Origin of the sequence: Acetobacter oeni, from assembly GCF_011516825.1 — a bacterium.
Classification (GTDB): domain Bacteria; phylum Pseudomonadota; class Alphaproteobacteria; order Acetobacterales; family Acetobacteraceae; genus Acetobacter; species Acetobacter oeni.
The window spans coordinates 57,978-76,004 of the sequence record NZ_WOTA01000021.1 but is presented as its reverse complement, the minus strand read 5'-3'; the positions used below and the strand labels follow the sequence as shown (position 1 = coordinate 76,004).

Annotated in this window: 13 protein-coding genes and 1 pseudogene; 8 read left to right on the top strand and 6 right to left on the bottom strand. The window is 54.2% G+C overall.

What is annotated here, in order from left to right:
• The 8 genes and pseudogenes from GOB90_RS13545 to GOB90_RS13510 all read left to right on the top strand — a co-directional run.
• Positions 1-101, top strand: a pseudogene (locus GOB90_RS13545) (IS5/IS1182 family transposase); the annotation flags it as partial.
• 274 nt (positions 102-375) lie between these two features.
• On the top strand, positions 376-2,454 hold the full coding sequence (locus tag GOB90_RS13540; protein ID WP_242012027.1) for a TonB-dependent receptor: 2,079 nt from the start codon (positions 376-378) through the stop codon (positions 2,452-2,454).
• 398 nt (positions 2,455-2,852) lie between these two features.
• Entirely contained in the window at positions 2,853-4,943 is a 2,091-nt protein-coding gene (locus GOB90_RS13535) for a glycosyltransferase N-terminal domain-containing protein (RefSeq protein WP_261765965.1), read from the top strand.
• A 12-nt stretch (positions 4,944-4,955) separates the two neighbouring features.
• Positions 4,956-5,966 carry a tetraacyldisaccharide 4'-kinase gene (lpxK, locus tag GOB90_RS13530; protein WP_146888601.1) on the top strand — a complete coding sequence of 337 codons (1,011 nt, stop codon included), beginning with the start codon at positions 4,956-4,958 and terminating at the stop codon, positions 5,964-5,966.
• A 50-nt stretch (positions 5,967-6,016) separates the two neighbouring features.
• Positions 6,017-6,904: a lysophospholipid acyltransferase family protein gene (locus GOB90_RS13525; protein WP_146888755.1), complete on the top strand. Its 888-nt coding sequence runs from the start codon at positions 6,017-6,019 to the stop codon at positions 6,902-6,904.
• A 292-nt stretch (positions 6,905-7,196) separates the two neighbouring features.
• Entirely contained in the window at positions 7,197-7,547 is a 351-nt protein-coding gene (locus GOB90_RS13520; protein ID WP_146888605.1) for a hypothetical protein, read from the top strand.
• Between the two features lie 314 nt (positions 7,548-7,861).
• On the top strand, positions 7,862-8,665 hold the full coding sequence (locus tag GOB90_RS13515; protein WP_242012026.1) for an MgtC/SapB family protein: 804 nt from the start codon (positions 7,862-7,864) through the stop codon (positions 8,663-8,665).
• Between the two features lie 131 nt (positions 8,666-8,796).
• The gene (locus GOB90_RS13510; protein WP_173572092.1) at positions 8,797-10,149 is read left to right on the top strand and encodes a PQQ-dependent sugar dehydrogenase; all 1,353 of its coding nucleotides are present in this window, start codon (positions 8,797-8,799) and stop codon (positions 10,147-10,149) included.
• A 40-nt stretch (positions 10,150-10,189) separates the two neighbouring features.
• Here GOB90_RS13510 and ggt read toward each other — a convergent pair whose 3' ends face one another.
• The 6 genes from ggt to GOB90_RS13480 form a co-directional block, all read right to left on the bottom strand.
• On the bottom strand, positions 10,190-11,998 hold the full coding sequence (ggt, locus tag GOB90_RS13505; RefSeq protein ID WP_146888611.1) for a gamma-glutamyltransferase: 1,809 nt from the start codon (positions 11,996-11,998) through the stop codon (positions 10,190-10,192).
• A gap of 239 nt (positions 11,999-12,237) precedes the next feature.
• Positions 12,238-13,629 (bottom strand): NAD-dependent succinate-semialdehyde dehydrogenase, encoded by a 1,392-nt coding sequence (locus tag GOB90_RS13500; protein WP_146888614.1) that lies wholly within the window; start codon positions 13,627-13,629, stop codon positions 12,238-12,240.
• A gap of 65 nt (positions 13,630-13,694) precedes the next feature.
• Complete coding sequence (gene adhP, locus GOB90_RS13495; RefSeq protein ID WP_146888617.1) at positions 13,695-14,723, bottom strand: alcohol dehydrogenase AdhP; 1,029 nt, start codon at positions 14,721-14,723, stop codon at positions 13,695-13,697.
• 63 nt (positions 14,724-14,786) lie between these two features.
• Positions 14,787-16,214 carry an NAD(P)(+) transhydrogenase (Re/Si-specific) subunit beta gene (locus GOB90_RS13490; RefSeq protein WP_146888620.1) on the bottom strand — a complete coding sequence of 476 codons (1,428 nt, stop codon included), beginning with the start codon at positions 16,212-16,214 and terminating at the stop codon, positions 14,787-14,789.
• Positions 16,211-16,543, bottom strand: a complete 333-nt coding sequence (locus GOB90_RS13485; protein ID WP_146888623.1) for an NAD(P) transhydrogenase subunit alpha — start codon at positions 16,541-16,543, stop codon at positions 16,211-16,213. The genes GOB90_RS13490 and GOB90_RS13485 overlap by 4 nt, the downstream gene beginning before the upstream one ends.
• Before the next feature lie 5 nt (positions 16,544-16,548).
• Positions 16,549-17,721, bottom strand: a complete 1,173-nt coding sequence (locus GOB90_RS13480) for an NAD(P) transhydrogenase subunit alpha (RefSeq protein WP_146888627.1) — start codon at positions 17,719-17,721, stop codon at positions 16,549-16,551.
• Positions 17,722-18,027: the final 306 nt, after the last annotated feature.

Sequence of the window (18,027 nt, the reverse complement as noted above, 5' to 3'; positions counted from 1 at the left end):
TCACGAAGGATGTCGAGGCAACAATCTCGTCATCCCACGCGTGGTTGATGATTGCCCATATCCGCAGAGTTCTGCGAAAAATCAATCAAACCGCTTTCTGATTCAGGCTCTGAGACACCTCACAGGCACGGCGTAAAACAGCACCATAACGAAAAAAACCACCCGTCTGTTAAGACGAATTCTGCTGCTGCTACGAATGCACCGGTCGCTGCCCCGGTTCCTGCTACAAAAGGGGCTGTTACGGCGGCCCGACCGGTCAACACTGACACGAAGTTCATTAGTCCGAATTCAAATACCGAGAGCCTGGTTGTTCATGGACAGGGTATGAATATCCTCCATGAAGATCTTGGGTTCAGCCGTATGCCGCAGGATGTCATGCATACGGCTCAGACCGTCAACGTCGTGCCGAAATTGCTGATGGAACAGCAGAATGTGAAATCTCTTGATGAAGCGCTGCGCAATGTGCCCGGTATCACCGCTTCGGTTGGCGAAGGTGAAGGCGGTATGTCGGGAGATCAGTTCCTGATTCGTGGATTTCAGGCGCAGAACGATATTTACGAAGACGGACTGCGCGACTTCGGTGTCTATAACCGGGATAGCTTTGATTACGATCACGTCACGGTTATCAAGGGGCCATCCTCTGAAGTGTTCGGAAACGGCACGACAGGTGGTGCTATTAACAATGTTACCAAAACACCTCATCTTGGGAATAGCTATGGCGGTCAGTTCTCTGGTGGGTCAGGACAGTATTATCGTGGTACTCTGGATGTAAATCAGCAGATTGGTGAATCTACTGCGGTTCGTATCGTCGGAATGGGTAATGAAAATAACGAAGTCGGTCGTGACTACGTCTATTCACACCGCTGGGGTATTGCGCCGTCCATTGCCTTTGGTCTTGGTAAGCCGACAACACTGACACTCGAATATTTTCACCAGACCGATAATCGTATTCCCGATTATGGTGTCCCGTTGCTGACAAAGCCGGGTACATCAATTGCCCGCCCTGCCACGGAATTCGGGGTCAGTCGCAAGAACTGGTATGGCACGAGTTATGATCAGGATGACTCGAATGTGGATATGCTGACCGCGCATCTGAAGCATGAGCTCAATAGCCACATCTCATTTTATGATGATCTGAGAGGTGGCATGTATGAACGTTACTTCTCCGCTTCTCAGGAAGCCTGTGATTCTACATGTAATGCGGAATTTTTCTCAAGCAATCCGGAGGCGGCTGTTGTTGACCGGCGTGGGTCGAAGGGAGGTCCCGAACCCTATCAGCAGGATGACTGGTCAGTTCAAAATGTTTTTTCGACAATTGCAAAATTCAATACAGGTTCAGTGAAGCATCAGATTATTGCCGGCTGGGATGTTGAACATATTTATGATCGTCGTACGAACTACGCCTATAATTACAATGGTCTGAACGGTACAAAGACCGATACGACCAGTCTGCTCCATCCCTCTGCTAATGCGCCGGGATTGCTGCTTGGTGGCGTCGGACAGTACGCCAGTAACCTTGTGGACATCAGTGGCGTCGGAAGTGCCCTTTATAAGACCGGGTCAGCGACTGATGTCGGTGCTTTCTTTTCTGATCAGGTCTGGTTTACACCATGGTTTTCTGCGACCGCAGGTTTTCGCTGGGATAACTGGAACAGTCATTATGCGGCCAATGGTGGAGCCGTTGCGCAGGGTGTTTCCTATGGTCAGAATCAGGGTACGTTCAATCCTACTGTTCATCTGATGTATACACCCAATGAAAATGTCATGGTTTATTTTAACTGGTCACAATCCACGACACCTCTGGGCCTTTATGTCACGAATAGTTCTGAGCCGCTAAAATCCAGCACGCAGGGGTTTAAACCTGAACGCAGCAGCCTCTATGAAATTGGCGCGAAGTACAATGCTTTTCGTGGACGTATGGGATTTACAGTTTCTGCGTTTCGTCTGGAGAAGGGCAATGCTATGTTGACTGATCCCAGCACCGGCGACGTGACATCATCAAGCGACCGGCAGCGTAACCAGGGATTTGAGCTGAGTGCGTCGGGTGAAATTCTGAAAAACTGGAATGTTATCGCAACCTACGCTTATTACGATGCAACAACTGTTGCTTCGCTGACTGCCGCAGATGTTGGTAAGCGGATTCAATATGCGCCAAAGAATTCTGCAACATTCTGGACCACATATACGATAGCGCCTGCCTCTCCGTGGAATGTGACCTTCGGGGGCGGCCTTACCTGGCGAAATGGTGTATGGCTGGATGCTGCTAATACAGAGCGGGTTCCGTCCACGGTAGAGTGGGACGCAATGATTTCTCATAGCTTCCTTAAGCACTGGAAGGTGGCCATGAATGGTTATAATCTTTCTAATCGCCTTAATTACAGCAGCCTGTTCAGTGATCGTGTGACGCCGGCAATAGGTCGCTCGTTCCTCTTCAATATCTCGGCGAGTTACTGAATTTCAGGCTTTAATATCCCCAGGAGATCAGGCGAGGCATCGGTTCGGTTTTATTCCATCCGGACTGATGTCTCTTTAATTGCCTGCCAGCAGGTCTTACCTCGGGCAGACCGCCTGAAGCTTGATTCGAACGCCGTGTAAATAATGTTCCGGCCTGAGAAACTGCTGCTCAACCTTTCGGACTGTTGTGACCGGTCAGGAGCGAGCCAGAGTTTGTGTCTGAGATTGCAGATGAGAGCACCGGTCCATGACGTTGAAGTTCGTGCAGTCTGGAAACGACCTGTCCGGGATTTCCTCATCTGAGTGATGGTGGTCTTTTCTGAATACCGTTCTGCGTGCTAACCGCGCGGCATGCCTGCCCGATTATTACCTTTTCCCGTTTGTTCTGAGTTCTTCCTGTGAGCGTGTTTGACTTTATGCGTAAGCAGGGGCGACTGCTAATATGTAGTGCGCTTCGTGGATGGCTGGAATTTTCACTACAGACCACACGATGGCAGTTCGAGGCTTCTCCTGAAGCCCGGGCGTTACTGCTTAACGAGCGAAGCGGCGCGGGGCAAACAGGTCTGCTGGTCGCCTTCTGGCACGAGGAACTCGCACTGTCCCCGGTTCTCTGGTGGTGGACAGAGCCGCAGAATCCCTCAATGCGTTTACATGTGCTGATCAGTCGCAATCGTGATGCGCAGCTGATGACGGATGTCATTGCACCCTGGCGGATTTCTGCAATCCATGGCTCGTCAGATCGTAAAGGCAAAAACAAGGGGGGTGCGGCCGCGTTGCGGCGTATTCGGGCTCTGCTTCGGGAGGGGCACGTAGTTACGGTAATGCCGGACGGACCGAAAGGCCCGCGGAGACAGGTACAGCAGGGCGTCCTGGCGCTGGCCGGACAGCTTGGTGCTCCGATCATCCCTCTTGGCATTATGTGTCGCTGTTTTCGTGTAAAATCATGGGATAGGATGGTTGTTCCTCTCCCGTTTGGACGCGGACGAATTGTCTGTGGAACGCCCGTGAACGTCGAACGCGGAGAGCGCGAAGAAGCCCGGAAAACTCTCACAAACGCGCTCAATGCTGCTTCAGAATCAGCCTCGAGGCCTGTCACAGAAAACATCGGGCATCTGCGCCTCAGGCCTATGCCGGGGAGAAGCGTAGCGGAGGGTGACCTCAGAACGCCGACCACGCGTGGGCGTGTCGGCAACGCAGGCAGTAGCCGGTTATGGGCATGGCTTGCGACAATTATCGCGCCCGGGCTTACGGTCATGCTGCGGGTACGACAGCGACGCGGCAAGGAAGTCCGGGAACGGCTGAGGGAACGTATGGGGCTTGCGGCTGCCGTCCCGGGAGCGGCGGGTAAACTGGTGTGGCTGCACGCCGCCAGTGTGGGGGAGACTGTCTCTGTCATCCCGGTCATTCGTGCTCTTCTGGAAAATGAGCCTCCGTTGCGTGTTCTGGTGACGACGGGAACCGTGACAGCCTCCCGGCTTCTGGCAAGAGAATTCCTGGCGGATGAGTCTGTCGGGCGTGTTGTCCATCAGTTCGTTCCGCTAGATGTGCCTCGCTGGGTTAAGCGGTTTCTCGCAAAGTGGCAGCCGGACTGTCTGGTGCTGACAGAAAGCGAACTCTGGCCAAACATGATTGCGGCCTGCGGTGTGGCCGGAATTCCGGTTGCTGTGATCAACGGTCGTATGTCGTCACGGACGCTTGCCGGATGGCGCCGGGTGCCTTCCGTTGTTCAGCGGGTCATGAATGGTCTTGCCTGGGTTGCCGCGCGTTCTCAGGAAGATGCTGCCCGGTTCCGGGAGCTTGGGGCTGCACCGGTGTTCTTTGATGGTGACCTGAAGATGGCTGCGGCTCCGCTGACCTGTGACCCTGTTTTGATGGAGCAGGTGCAGAAGCTGTTGGGCGGCCGACCTGTCTGGGTTGCCGCTTCTACCCATGCAGGTGAAGAAGAAAGTATCCTGGAGGCGGCTGCTCTGCTTCGGGTGTCTTTTCCGGATCTTTTGACGATCATCGCGCCCCGTCACCCGGTTCGGGGCGCTGAGCTAGCCCGTCTGGTAATAAAGCAAGGACTGATGAAGAGCATTGTGCCGCGTCGGTCCGAAAACTCGTGGCCGACTGCGGGTGATTCTGTCTGGGTTTTCGACACGCTTGGCGAACTGGGGATACTGTTCCGGCTCACGCGGATCGTATTTATGGGCAATAGCCTGTTTCCGGCAAAGGGTGGCGGTCATAATCCTTTTGAGCCGGCACGGTTTGGCTGCGCCATCGCGACAGGCCCGCAGATCGGAAATTTTGAGGAAGCTTTCGCAGACCTGGGTCATGCCGTGACCGTTGTGCGGACGCCTGGAGAGCTTGCCGCCTGGGGAGGAACAATGCTGACAGATCCGGCGCTCGCCCGTTCGACTGGTGAAGCCGGGCGCAGTGTAGCCACGCGGGATGCGGGCCTGCCGGGCCGACTGGCCGGACTGATCTCTGAAATGGCAAGCGATGACTGACGGGATCGGCTCATGAGGGCGCCGGAATTCTGGAGTGAAAAACCCGGTATCGTATCGACATTGCTCCGGCCGGCAGCATGGTTAACTGGCCAGATTGCAGTGCGCCGGCGTCTGAAAACGGGCTGGCGGGCATCGGTTCCCGTAATTTGCTGCGGAAACATGACAGTAGGGGGAACAGGAAAAACGACAATGGTTCTCGACCTTGCGCAGCGCCTCAGGGCGCGGGGCAGGGTCGTGCATATTCTGACGCGTGGTTACGGCGGCCGTGCCGGTCGGGACGGCATACCGGTTCTCGTGAATGATGCTTTGCACACGAGCCGGGATGTCGGGGATGAGGCTCTGCTGCTTGCCCGGGTCGCGCCGTGCTGGGTGGGTCGGGATCGTGTGGCCGCAGCCCGGAACGCCATTGCCGATGGCGCGGATTGTCTGCTGATGGATGATGGCTTTCAGAATGCCGGGTTGCACAAGGATATATCTCTGCTGCTCATTGACGGCATGACGGGTTTTGGAAACGGTTGTGTGCTGCCGGCGGGGCCGTTACGTGAGAAGCCTGAATCAGGACTGGCCGCAGCGGATATGGTCGTGGTGACAGGTGCGGTACGGGTTAATGTTGCCGGGTTGCTGGCTGGTCGTCTTCGGCCCGGCGTCCCCGTTTTGCATGCGGATCTGGTCATGGATTCCGGTGTGGACACTCTGCGGGGGAAGCGGGTTTTCGCATTTGCCGGTCTGGCCCGCCCGCAAAAATTTTTTCAGGCACTTAGTGTCAGTGGTGTTACACCTGTTCATTGTGAGCCATTTCCGGATCATCATATGTTTCGCCGCGCCGAACTGGAACGTCTGGAGCAGATGGCGGCGGGGATGACGGCGGAACTTGTGACGACCCCAAAGGATGCTGCCAGGTTGCCGGCAGACTTTCGCAGGAAAGTGCGTGTTGCGGGCGTGCATGTGAACTGGAGTGATCCGGAAATGCCGGATCGTATTCTGGATGTTATGTGCAACCTGAAAGCAGGCGGGCAGGAGTGAGCGTCAGAAAGGCCAGTTCCGAAACAGGGAAAGTGCGGGTGACCTTGGCAATGCGGGTCGAGGCAGCCCTAGCCGGTTTCGCTTTGACGCTGCTGCGGCGACTAAGGCCAGAGAAGGCTTCGGACCTTGGTGGCGCAATATGCAGGATGGCAGGACCATTCCTGCCGGCGTCAAAAGTGGCAGACAGAAATCTTCGGCTGGCAATGCCGGAACTGGATGCGGCGGCACGTAAAAAAGTGATCCGGGGCGTATGGGAAAATCTGGGACGGACAGTGGGAGAGTTTCCACATATCCCGACTCTCGTGGAGAACGCACCGTTCGGTCCGGGGTACGAAGTGAGCGGTGCTGAGCATCTTATCGCCCAGGCGGAACATGGTGGCCCGGTGTTATTTGTCTCGGGACACATTGGTAACTGGGAAATGCTCCCGCCGGGAGTGGCGAAGTACGGCGTGGGCTTCGCTTCTTTCTACCGTGCTGCCGGAAACCCTCTGGTCGATCGCATGATTCGTGATTTGCGTAACGCGGCAATGGAGACGCCGCTGCCCCTGTTCGCCAAGGGCGCAAGGGGCGCACGCGAAGCGCTTGCCTGGGTCGCGAAGGGCAACAGGCTGGGCATGCTCGTCGATCAGAAGATGAATGACGGGATCGAGGCACGTTTCTTCGGACACCCGGCCATGACCGCTCCCGCTCTGGCGGCAATGGCCCTGAAGTTTCGTTGCCCGGTTATTCCCGGCCATGTTCAGCGGCTTGGGCCGGCGCGGTTACGGATCGTGGTCGAGGCTCCGATGCTTCTGCCTGATAGCGGCAACAGGCAAACAGATGTGGCGCTCCTCACGCAGATGATCAACGACCGGCTGGAAAACTGGATCAGGATTTGTCCGGAAAGCTGGTTATGGTTGCATCGACGCTGGCCGAAAGAAGTTACCCGGGAAGTGTAACAACCGCGTAGTGCTCACGAAGCAAGAATCGGGAAAACTGCTCATTTCGATGGCGATTTGAGAGGGAGGAAGTAGATTTCAATAAGGCATGATTAAATATCAGGCACATATTTTATGCAGTTAGTCTGAGATGTGATTAAATTTTTACCACGAGTGTGATCTCTTGTTGTTTTTCTGTCACAGTTCTCCGGACGCGCTCTGTTTGCTGCTCCCCAGATGCTGAATTCCTTTGGTGTGTAAAACGCGATGGCAATACCGTTGGATTAGCCGATGCAACTGGAGAACGGGGACGATGCTGACTGATAACTCAGGTTACACTACAAACGTCGTTCCGTTCCGTCAGGGTGTGTTGCCCCGTCATCGTGAATATCTTGCGCGTTGGCTGAATGCAGGGCTCTGTATGGGGCTGTGTGACGCCGATATCTTTATCGACGATGACGCAGGATACTGCGGTGCTGAGCAGATTCTTGTGTGGGTACGTGAAAGTGCCGATCCTGCTTATATTATTCGTCCGGCGGGTTCGCGCTGGATGGTTGTGGATGCGATTCGTGGCCACCTGCTGAGTAAGCAGGATTCCTTTGAACTGGCGTTGAATTTCATTCGTCCGGTTCTGCCGCTGCGGGGAAATGTTGCGGCAGCCTGAGTTGTAATTGCGCAGTAAGGCAACTCGATCCGGTAAAAATACTTAAAATTTATACTGTAGCTCCAACATCTGGCTTGCTGGAATCGGTGTGCAAGTCAGGTAGAAATGCCAGAGATACCGGTGCGACAAGGTATTGAGAGACGTTGCTGCACAATATTGGAGTCATGCGGTTAATCGCCAGTTTTAGCTATATATCCAGATGGTTCATTATCAACTCGGGTTGTGTGTGGTTCGTTCTGTGGGCTGAAGAAACTGGTAAAAGAAATATGTGCCTCCATTGTCTGAGATCAGGCGTTTAATGCCAGGATCAGGTCATGGAGTTTTTTCGTCATATGTACGTCACAACACTTCCCGGAGAAAGCTGGCAGCAACTCGGGGATCTTACGCTCGCATTCGTTCTGTCAGGGCTGGTTGGACTTGAGCGTGAATTTCGTCAGAAAAGTGCGGGTCTCCGAACCTACACTCTGGTTGGTATGTCTGCCGCACTATTCATGCTGATTTCAAAATTTGGGTTTGACGACGTTCTGGTCGGCGGGCGAGTGATCCTCGATCCCTCGCGTGTGGCGGCTCAGATTGTCTCCGGGATCGGTTTCATCGGAGGAGGCGTTATCTTCATGCGGCGTGATGCGGTGCGTGGTTTGACCACCGCTGCATCCGTCTGGTTCACGGCAGCGCTTGGCATGGCTTGCGGCGCCGGTTTGCTTGAACTCGCTCTGGCGACAACAGCCGCACATTTTATAATTATGTTTGTTTTCCCCCGACTGACGCGCAATATTCCGCAGCAGCGACGGACGAGCGCACAACTCGATGTTTCATATATCGACGGAAAAGGCGTGCTCAGACATATCCTCGTTGAGTGCACACGCCTGCGGTTTGCGATTGACCATGTTACAATCAATCATAACGGTTTTTATGAAGAACGCCTTAAAGCAGCTCAGGACCGAGCAGATATCGAGGGCACTGCCGGTCCTCTCGACAGAAATGAAGGTGAGTCAGCTCCGTCCGTCACACTGTCGATGGAGGTTAAAGGAAAACGGCCTGTATCACACCTTATCGCCGCACTGGCGACGGTTGAGGGCGTTCAGGATGTGAGCTCAGCGGGAAATGATGATGACTGAGAATAAAATTTTCAGGCAAAGGTATCAGGATATTCTCTGAATTTGCATTTTCAGTGTAATTTCGAAAACATAAAGAAATACAATTATTTTTCAATATTGACGCGGGTCATATGTTGCCGGGGAAGAAAATAATGGAATGGAAACGGACACCTTATATTCCCGGAGCAATTGCAGCCTGTATCATAGTCGGAAGTGTTGCGTGGTGGAATATTGTTGAGAGGCCGGAATATGCCTCTCTGCAGATTGCTGAAGGAACAGGACCTCATCCTGAACTGCCGTCACCCAATGAGACGCTGGTACCTACGATCAATATCGCTACGCCGACAGGCTGGAAAGACGAGCAGTCTCCACGTCCGGCTGCTGGCCTGGCGGTCAGACCCTATGCTACCGGCCTTGATCATCCCCGCTGGCTTTACCGTTTGCCGAACGGTGACATTCTTGTCGCAGAGTCAAACTCCCCAGGGACGGACGTTTCATCTTTTAAGAATAAAATTGCAGGTTTTATCATAGGTAAGGCTGGTGCCGGAGTGAAAAGCCCCGACCGCATTGTGCTGCTTCGCGACACAAACGGACAGGGAACGGCAGATGTCAGAACGATATTTCTTGATAATTTACATTCCCCCATCGGCATGGCTCTGATTGGAAATTATTTGTATGTCGCGAATGCTGATGCACTTATACGTTTTCCCTATCAGGATGGCGATACGGTCATCAGAGAGCCGGGTGTTAAAGTCATCGATCTGCCGTCGGGCTTTAACCACCACTGGACAAAGAATATAATTGCCGGTCCGGATGAACGATATCTCTACATAACTGTTGGTTCTAACAGTAATATTGCCGAAAATGGGATGAAAGCCGAAGAGGGGCGAGCAAGGATCAATCGCCTTGACCTGATAACAGGAAAAACAGAGCCCTATGCCACTGGACTGAGGAATCCGAATGGTCTGGCGTGGGAGCCTGAAACAGGCGCGCTATGGGTCGCTGTGAATGAACGCGATGAAATTGGCAGCGATCTCGTGCCTGATTATATCACTGCTGTTCGTGAGGGCGCATTTTATGGCTGGCCCTACAGCTATTACGGCCAGCATGTTGATCAGCGGGTCCGGCCGCAGAACCCGGCGCTGGTGACCAGAGCTGTCGTGCCGGATTACGCTCTGGGGCCACATACGGCATCTCTGGGAATAACTTTTGGAGCAGACTGCAAACTTCTCCCGGAGAAATGGCAAAATGGCATGTTTATTGCTCAGCATGGTTCATGGAACCGGCGCCCCAAAAGCGGCTACAAAGTCATCTATGTGCCTTTCGCTGATGGAGAACCGGCCGGTCCGCCGGAAGATGTCCTGACAGGTTTTCTGACAGCAAACGAAACGCATGCATACGGGCGCCCGGTTGATCTTATCGCAGACCGAACAGGAGCGCTCCTTGTTACCGATGATGTGGGGAACACCGTCTGGCGCATTACCGGCATATCACAGACACAATGATTTCAGATTTTACAGAAATGAGAGCCTGCAATGATGTAATTTATTCCCCGACAGCACTTCCACCGGAATGGCGCCGGTCAAATCCACCATAAAAATGTCCGTCTGACTTGCTGCCAAGACGAGGCCCCCCGTACAGGACGCCTTCTGCTGACCCCCAGGGCTGATGTACGCTGAACTGATAGCCTTCCAGTTGCAGTGCTTCCATCACGTCTGTTTTCAACGCGCCGGGTTCTGTCTCCACAATATCAGGCTGCCACTGCTCATGAATCCGGGGCAGATCGATCGCCTCCTGAATGGTCATGCCATAATCGACGACACCAAGAATCGCTGCCAGCGTAATAGTCGGAATACGCGAACCACCGGGGCTGCCGATTGCCATGATGGCTTTGCCACCACGGGAGAGGATAGTCGGCGACATGGAAGACAGCGGTGTCTTTCCTGGCTCAATTGCATTTGCCCGGCTACCTAAAATCCCGAACATATTCGGCACACCTGGAGCAGATGAGAAATCATCCATCTCATCATTGAGGAAAAAACCGGTTGAACCACCAATTACCTTAGCACCGAACCAGCCGTTTAACGTATAGGTTACCGCAACTGCGTAACCGGATTTATCCATAATGGAGAAATGTGTCGTCTCATATTTTTCAGGTTCGGCGCTTCCCGGGAGCAGGGAAGCAGAAGGCACGGCCCGGTCAGCCGGAATATTATTCCTGATCTGTGCGGCGTAGGCCGGATCGATGAGGTGTGCAACAGGATTTTTTACAAAATCAGGATCACCAAGGTCGCGCCGGTCCGAATATGTATGCCGCATGGCTTCGATTTCCTGATGAGCGGCGACGGTGCTGTAAAGACCTTCGGTTTTCAGATCATAGCCGGACAGAATGTCCAGAATTTCACAAAGCGCGACTCCTCCTCCGCTTGGCGGCGGCGCCGTATCGACCTGATAGCCTCGGTAATGACACGTAACGGTTGGTAATATGCGGGGCTTATAGGCTTCAAAGTCAGCGCGTTGTAGAATGCCGCCCTCTTCGCGGCTGGTCCGAACGACTTCTTCGGCGATGGGGCCGCGGTAGAACGCGTCCGGTCCCCTGTCAGCAATGAGTTGCAATGTGTTCGCCAGATTGCTCTGAACCAGTCGGTCTCCTACTCTGAACGGCGTTCCATCCGGACGCAGGAAGATCTTTGCTGCATATGGATTGGCCGCGAATTTTTCGGTGGACGTGTTCAGCAACCAGATATCATTTTCTGCCAGAACATAGCCGTTGCGTGCCAGAGCAATGGCCGGTGCCATCACTCTGGCACGCGGAAATGTTCCCCATTTTTTCAGCGCAAGCTCAAGCCCCGCAACTGTACCAGGGATAGCGACAGCTTTCCATCCTGTGATCGATAACCCCGGAATTACATGTCCCTGGGTATCCCGATACATATCTTCGGTCGCTGCTTTCGGTGCATGTTCGCGGAAGTCGAGAAAGATCGCCTGACCGTCCGGAGTGCGCAATGTCATGAAACCGCCGCCGCCAATATTCCCGGCAGCGGGATAAACAACCGCCAGCGCGTAGCCGACGGCGACAGCCGCATCCACCGCATTGCCACCTTCGCGAAGGATTTCAGCCCCGACCCTGGAGGCAAGTTGCTGGGCTGAAACAACCATGCCATGTTCGCCGACAGCGGGTGGAATCGGCGGCAAACCAAGGTTGGTCGCTCCGAAATCCAGAGCATCTCCGCCTGGTGCCGCGAAAGCGGTCCTGACAGGCCCGCAGAATAGGATTCCCGCAGCAAGTAATGCTGAGCATGAACGTAAACACCGTCCATGCGAGATGACAGTTCTCAGAAACCCGTAAGACATAGGGAGGTCGACCTTTCCGCGGCATGGCTCTGTGCTGGTCGGAAAGTGTCTATCAAATATTGTGGGTCTGCAACCAGGCAGATAAACCAGTTTTCCTGGGCGGACGCCGCTGTGCGACTGATCCGTACTCAAGAAAAAAGCCACATTCGGTATTTTGCGGAAGATCGCTAAAAATCGCGGTCAGGTTTTCAAAAGGGGCGGGAAATAAAGCAGTCCCGCCCCGAAATATTATATCCCGATCAGAAAGGTGCGTCGATATCGACGATATCGATCAGCTTGGCGTTAACAAATTCCTTAATGCCAAGGCCAATCAGTTCGCGCCCATAACCGGAACGCAGAACGCCACCAAAAGGCAGATCTGCCTTCACCATTGTCGGATGGTTGATGTAGACCATTCCGGTTTCGATCTTCTTTGCAACGCGTTCGCCACGAGCCTCATCCTTCGTGAAGACCGAGCCACCAAGACCATAAGGTGAATCGTTAGCAATGCTGATTGCGTCCGCTTCATCTTTCGCCCGGAACAGCAACGTCACCGGTCCAAAAAATTCTTCCCGACGAGCCGGATTGTCGTGTTTTGCATCTGTCAGAATGACCGGACGGAAGAACGCGCCTGTATTCGGCATTGCCAGCGGGATTTCTTCAGCCTTTGCGCCAGCTTTAACTGCATCTTCAACCTGTTTTTTCAGATCATCAGCGGCCTTCTGCGAAGACAGCGGAGCGAGCGTCGTGGACGGATCCATCGGATCGCCCATTTTCAACTGTGCCACGCCTTCGCGGTAACGTTTGACAAATTCGTCATACACGGAATCAACCACAATCATCCGCTTGGCTGAAACGCAGACCTGACCGGCATTCCAGTGACGTCCGAATACCGCCCACTTCGCGGTTTTCTCAAGATCGGCGTCTTCAAGAACGATAAATGCGTCAGATCCGCCCAGTTCCATGGTGGATTTCTTCAGGGCCGCTCCGGCACCGGACGCAATCTTCGCGCCAGCCCCCTCAGAACCCGTCAGAGCCACGCCACGCACACGATGATCGGCAACGATGCGGGCTACCTGATCATGAGTCGGATACAGATTGCGGAAGCCGCCTTTTGGCAGGCCGGCCTCAATCATCAGATCGTCCATCGCCTGAGCCGACTGAGGGACGTTGGAAGCATGCTTCAGGATAACGGTGTTACCTGCGGACAATTGCGGCGCGATAATGCGTGCAACCTGATAATGCGGGAAATTCCACGGTTCAACGGCCAGAAGAATACCCAGTGGCTGGAAAACAAGTTTCGCCCGACCTTCATCTTTGCTGGCAACAGGCAGATCCTGCGGCTGGAGAAGGCGTTCCGCATTCTTCGCATAATATTCGAAAATAGCCGCTGTAAGTTCTACTTCAGCCCGCGATTCAGAGATCAGTTTCCCCATTTCTAGGGTCATGATCTTAGCATATTTGTCTGCATCACGACGCAGAATATCAGCGGCGTTCTGCATGACCTTTGCGCGCTCAGCGAATGATGTTTCCCGCCATGACAGGAAAGTCGTATGCGCCGCATCGAGCGTCGCATCTATTTCAGCATCTGTCGTATTCGGAAAAACTTTAATCTGTTCATTGGTAAAGGGATTAATCGTTGCGTAGGCCATAGCCTGGCTCCTTCTGCTGCTCTGTGGGCGGCCTGGGAAATGCGCCCGAAGCGGGCGCTGTCAGATCAGGTCCTGAAATCCAGAACGACACGGCCTTCGACACGCCCGTTCTGCAGATCATCAAAGATCTGATTGATGTTCTCCAGCTTGTCCGGTTTCACAACCGACCGCACCTTCCCTTCCGAGAAAAAAGACAACGCCTCGATCATGTCGAGCCGCGTGCCCACGATTGACCCGCGGACTGTCGTTCCCGCCATGACCATATCGAAAATCGATACCGGGAATTCCCCGGGAGGCAGTCCGTTGAGAACAATTGTTCCACCTCTTCGTGCATATCCCATCGCCTGGGAAAAGGCGATACGGGAAACCGCGGTGACCAGCGCACCGTGCGCGCCGCCCACTTCTTTCTGTACGAAGGCCGCAGGATCGGCTTCCTTTGCGTTAACGGTCAGGGCCGCGCCAAGTTTTTTTGCTTCCGCAAGCTTGCCGTCGTCAATATCGACCGCAATCATATTGAAACCCATGGCTACTCCGTACTGAATTGCCATTTGTCCCAGACCGCCAACGCCTGAGACAGCGACCCAGTTCCCGGCACGCGCCTCGGTCATTTTCAGGCCCTTATAGACCGTCAGACCGGCGCACAGCACCGGAGCCGTGTGAAGAAGATCAACTCCTTTGGGGATGTGAGCGACATAGTTCGGATCAGCGACGACATATTCAGCAAAACAGCCATTGACGGTATACCCGGTGTCCTCCTGCTTTTCGCAAAGTGTTTCCCAGCCACCCAGGCAATGCTCGCAATGACCGCAGGCTGAATACAGATAAGGCACGCCGACAATATCGCCTTCCCTGATCCAGTTCACATTACTGCCAACCTCAACAACATGTCCCACGCCTTCATGCCCGGGGATGAAGGGCGGTTTGGGTTTAACGGGCCAGTCACCGCGTGCCGCATGAAGATCGGTGTGACATACGCCGCAGGTATCAACCTTAACCAGGATCTGGTTTTCGTTGATGGACGGAATATCCAGTTCTTCGATCGACAGGGGCTTGCCGAACTCGCGCACCACCGCTGCTTTCATTTTGCCAGCCATAATTCTCTCCATTTTAAGTCTGTTTCACTTCAGCCAGCGGAGTGGAACCCACTCCGCTGCGGATCAGTTTGTTCCAAGACCCTTCAGAGTTTCGACCATTTTACTCAGCACCGCCTGTGCATCGCCGAAGACCATCGAGGTGTTCTTCGCGAAGAAAAGCGGGTTCTGTACGCCGGAATATCCGGTGCCCTTACCGCGCTTGATCACGAAAACCTGCTTCGCCTGATCCGCATTCAGGATCGGCATTCCATAGATCGGTGAACTCTTATCTGTTCGCGCTGACGGATTGACCACGTCATTCGCGCCAATCACCAGCGCGACATCAGTTGTAGCAAAACTGTCGTTGATATCGTCCATGTCGTAGATCATGTCGTAAGGCACACCTGCTTCCGCCAGCAGCACATTCATGTGACCAGGCATTCGGCCTGCGACCGGATGGATCGCAAATTTCACATCTACACCTGCGGCCTGAAGCATTTTTACGAATTCGTAGAGCTTCTGCTGAGCCTGAGCGACCGCGAGGCCGTAGCCAGGAATGATAATAACGCTGGACGCATAACGCATTGTCGTCGCAGCATCCGCCGGATCGACGGATTTCATTTCGCCTTGCGGTCCGCCTGCGGCCTGTGCGGACGTTGCGCCGAAATTGCTGAAGAGCACATTTGCCAGCGACCGGTTCATCGCCTTTGCCATCAGAAGCGTCAGCAGCGTGCCTGCCGAACCCACGACCATACCGGCAATCATCAGTGCCGGATTGGACATGACGTAGCCTTCAAGTCCCACGGCAAGGCCGGTGAAAGTGTTGTAGAGCGATATCACAACCGGCATATCCGCGCCGCCGATCGGCACTGTCATGCACAGCCCGAAAAACAGAGCGCCCGCGAAGAACAGGATTGCAAACAACCCGCTTTCCGGCTCCCCCTGAAGCTGCGTTATGACGGTCATAACGCCAAGTGCCAGCGTGCCAATGAAAACCACGCCGTTGAAAACTCGCTGCCCGCTGAAACGGATCGGTTGCTTCATCCGGCCATCCAGCTTGGCCCAGGCAATGATCGAACCTGTCAGCGATATGCAGCCGATCAGCGCACCTGTTACAGTCACGCCAAGATGCAGCGGTGTGCCGCCTTCGTGCTTTAGCAGAGCGATTGCCGCCACAGCGGCGGCGGCGCCACCGCCCATACCATTATATAATGCCACCATCTGCGGCATTGCTGTCATCGGTACAGTCCGGCCTTTCCAGCCTGTCCACGCAGCGCCCAGCACCAGCGCCAGCACGGCAAGCCCCAGATTGACCGGCAGGTGCGGCAGAACGTCTTCCGGAACCTCAAAAGCCTGCAGAAAGCTGACCGCCACGACGAAAGCCATGCCCCAGCCAGCCGTGACAATTCCTTTTACGGCAGTCACAGGAGAGGACATCCCCTTGAGGCCATAAATGAAAAGTGCCGAAGCGAGCAGTCCGCTCAGGCCGACAATATATTCGATTGCAATCATGATGCTGTCTTCTTGTCAGTGGCGACCTGTCCGGGCTTCTTTGCGCTCGGACGAAACATTGCCAGCATCCGGTCAGTGACAACGTAACCACCCATTACATTGCCTGCTCCAAGCAGAACTCCGAAAAAACCGATAATCTGTTCGATTATGTTTGTTGCGGAGAAAAGAGCCGTCAGCGCCCCCACCACGACGATGCCGTGAATGAAATTCGATCCTGACATCAGCGGTGTATGCAGGATCGATGGCACGCGACTGATAACCACGTAGCCCGTGAAAGCCGCCAGCATGAAAATATAAAGCGCGATAATGAGAGTCATGGACGTAAGCATTCTGGCTATCCTTTCGCTGTCGGGGCCGAAGGGGGCGGGGCAGCCGATACGGCAGGACCTTCAACCACCTGACGGATTGCATCGCTGGTGATCTTGCCATCATATGTGACAAGCGTCTTCGCAATGACTTCATCCGTCATATCGAGTGTCAGCTTTCCGTCCTTGATAATCTGCTGAAGCAGGTTGAAAATATTCTTCGCGTAAAGCTCGCTGGCCTGCTCCGCGAGGCAGGATGGCAGATTGATCGGACCAACAATCGTCACAGGACCGACCTGCACGATCTCACCGGCCTTGGTGCCTTCACAGTTGCCACCACCTTCGGCTCCGAGATCAATAATGACGGAGCCCTGTTTCATCTTTGCGATCTGGTCCGCGTCGATCAGGCGCGGAGCCCTGCGTCCCGGCACAGCCGCTGTGGTCACAATGAGATCAGCTCGCGCAATGTGGTCGCTCAGAACCGAGCGGACTTTCGCCTTCTCATCCGCCGTCAGTTCACGCGCGTAGCCACCCTGTCCGGTTGCATTCACCCCTGTTTCGACGAATTTTGATCCCAGCGAATGGGCCTCGTCACGGGTTTCCGGTCTGACGTCATAGCCTTCGGTCACAGCGCCCAGACGATGCGCCGTCGCCAGCGCCTGCAGGCCCGCGACCCCCAGCCCCATGACCAGAACCTGAGCTGCCCGCAGCGAACCGACGGCAGTGGTCATCATCGGCAGAATTTTGGGCATGTGTACAGCGCCGAGCAGCACGGAATAATACCCGGCCAAAGTCGCCTGGCTGGACAACGCGTCCATGGCCTGTGCGCGGCTGATGCGCGGGATTTGCTCCATGGCGAATCCCGTGATCTTTCCATCACGCAGAGCTTTCACGAGATCCGGATTGTTTCTGCCGTAAACAAATGAAATCAGGATCGCGCCCGGCTTCATTGCCTTAACCAGTTCAGGTGGCGGAGGTTCTACAGCCAGAACAATATCGGCTGAACCCAGCAATGCAGCCCTGTCAGCTTCGATCGATACGTCCTTATAAGAGGCATCCGGATAAGACGACGCAACACCGGCGCCTGCCTCAAGTGCGACATCACACCCCAGTCGTTTGATACGGGCGGCAACATCCGGCACTAGCGCGACACGTCGTTCCGACGCATCGTGCTCCCTGATCGCCGCAATCTTGAGACTCATGATCAGTTCCCATATTATTTTGAATGTTTCTGTCGGGCGCGATCCAGCACCCGATAGCCCCGATGAGACTACGGACGAACCGCCGGGAAACAATAAGGGTATGCTAGCGACAAAGTCCGCAAATTTCTTTGACGTGGGTCAATGGTGTGAAAAAATAATCAACTGAGAAATATCGTTTTACGGTCAGGGGTTTTTTGTCTGTAAATGAATATATATTCATTAATTATGTCGGAGACCGATTTTATCTGATGGTTTTGAAGTAAAAATTAAATTTGTATGAAGAAAAACTAAATTATTTATCTAATA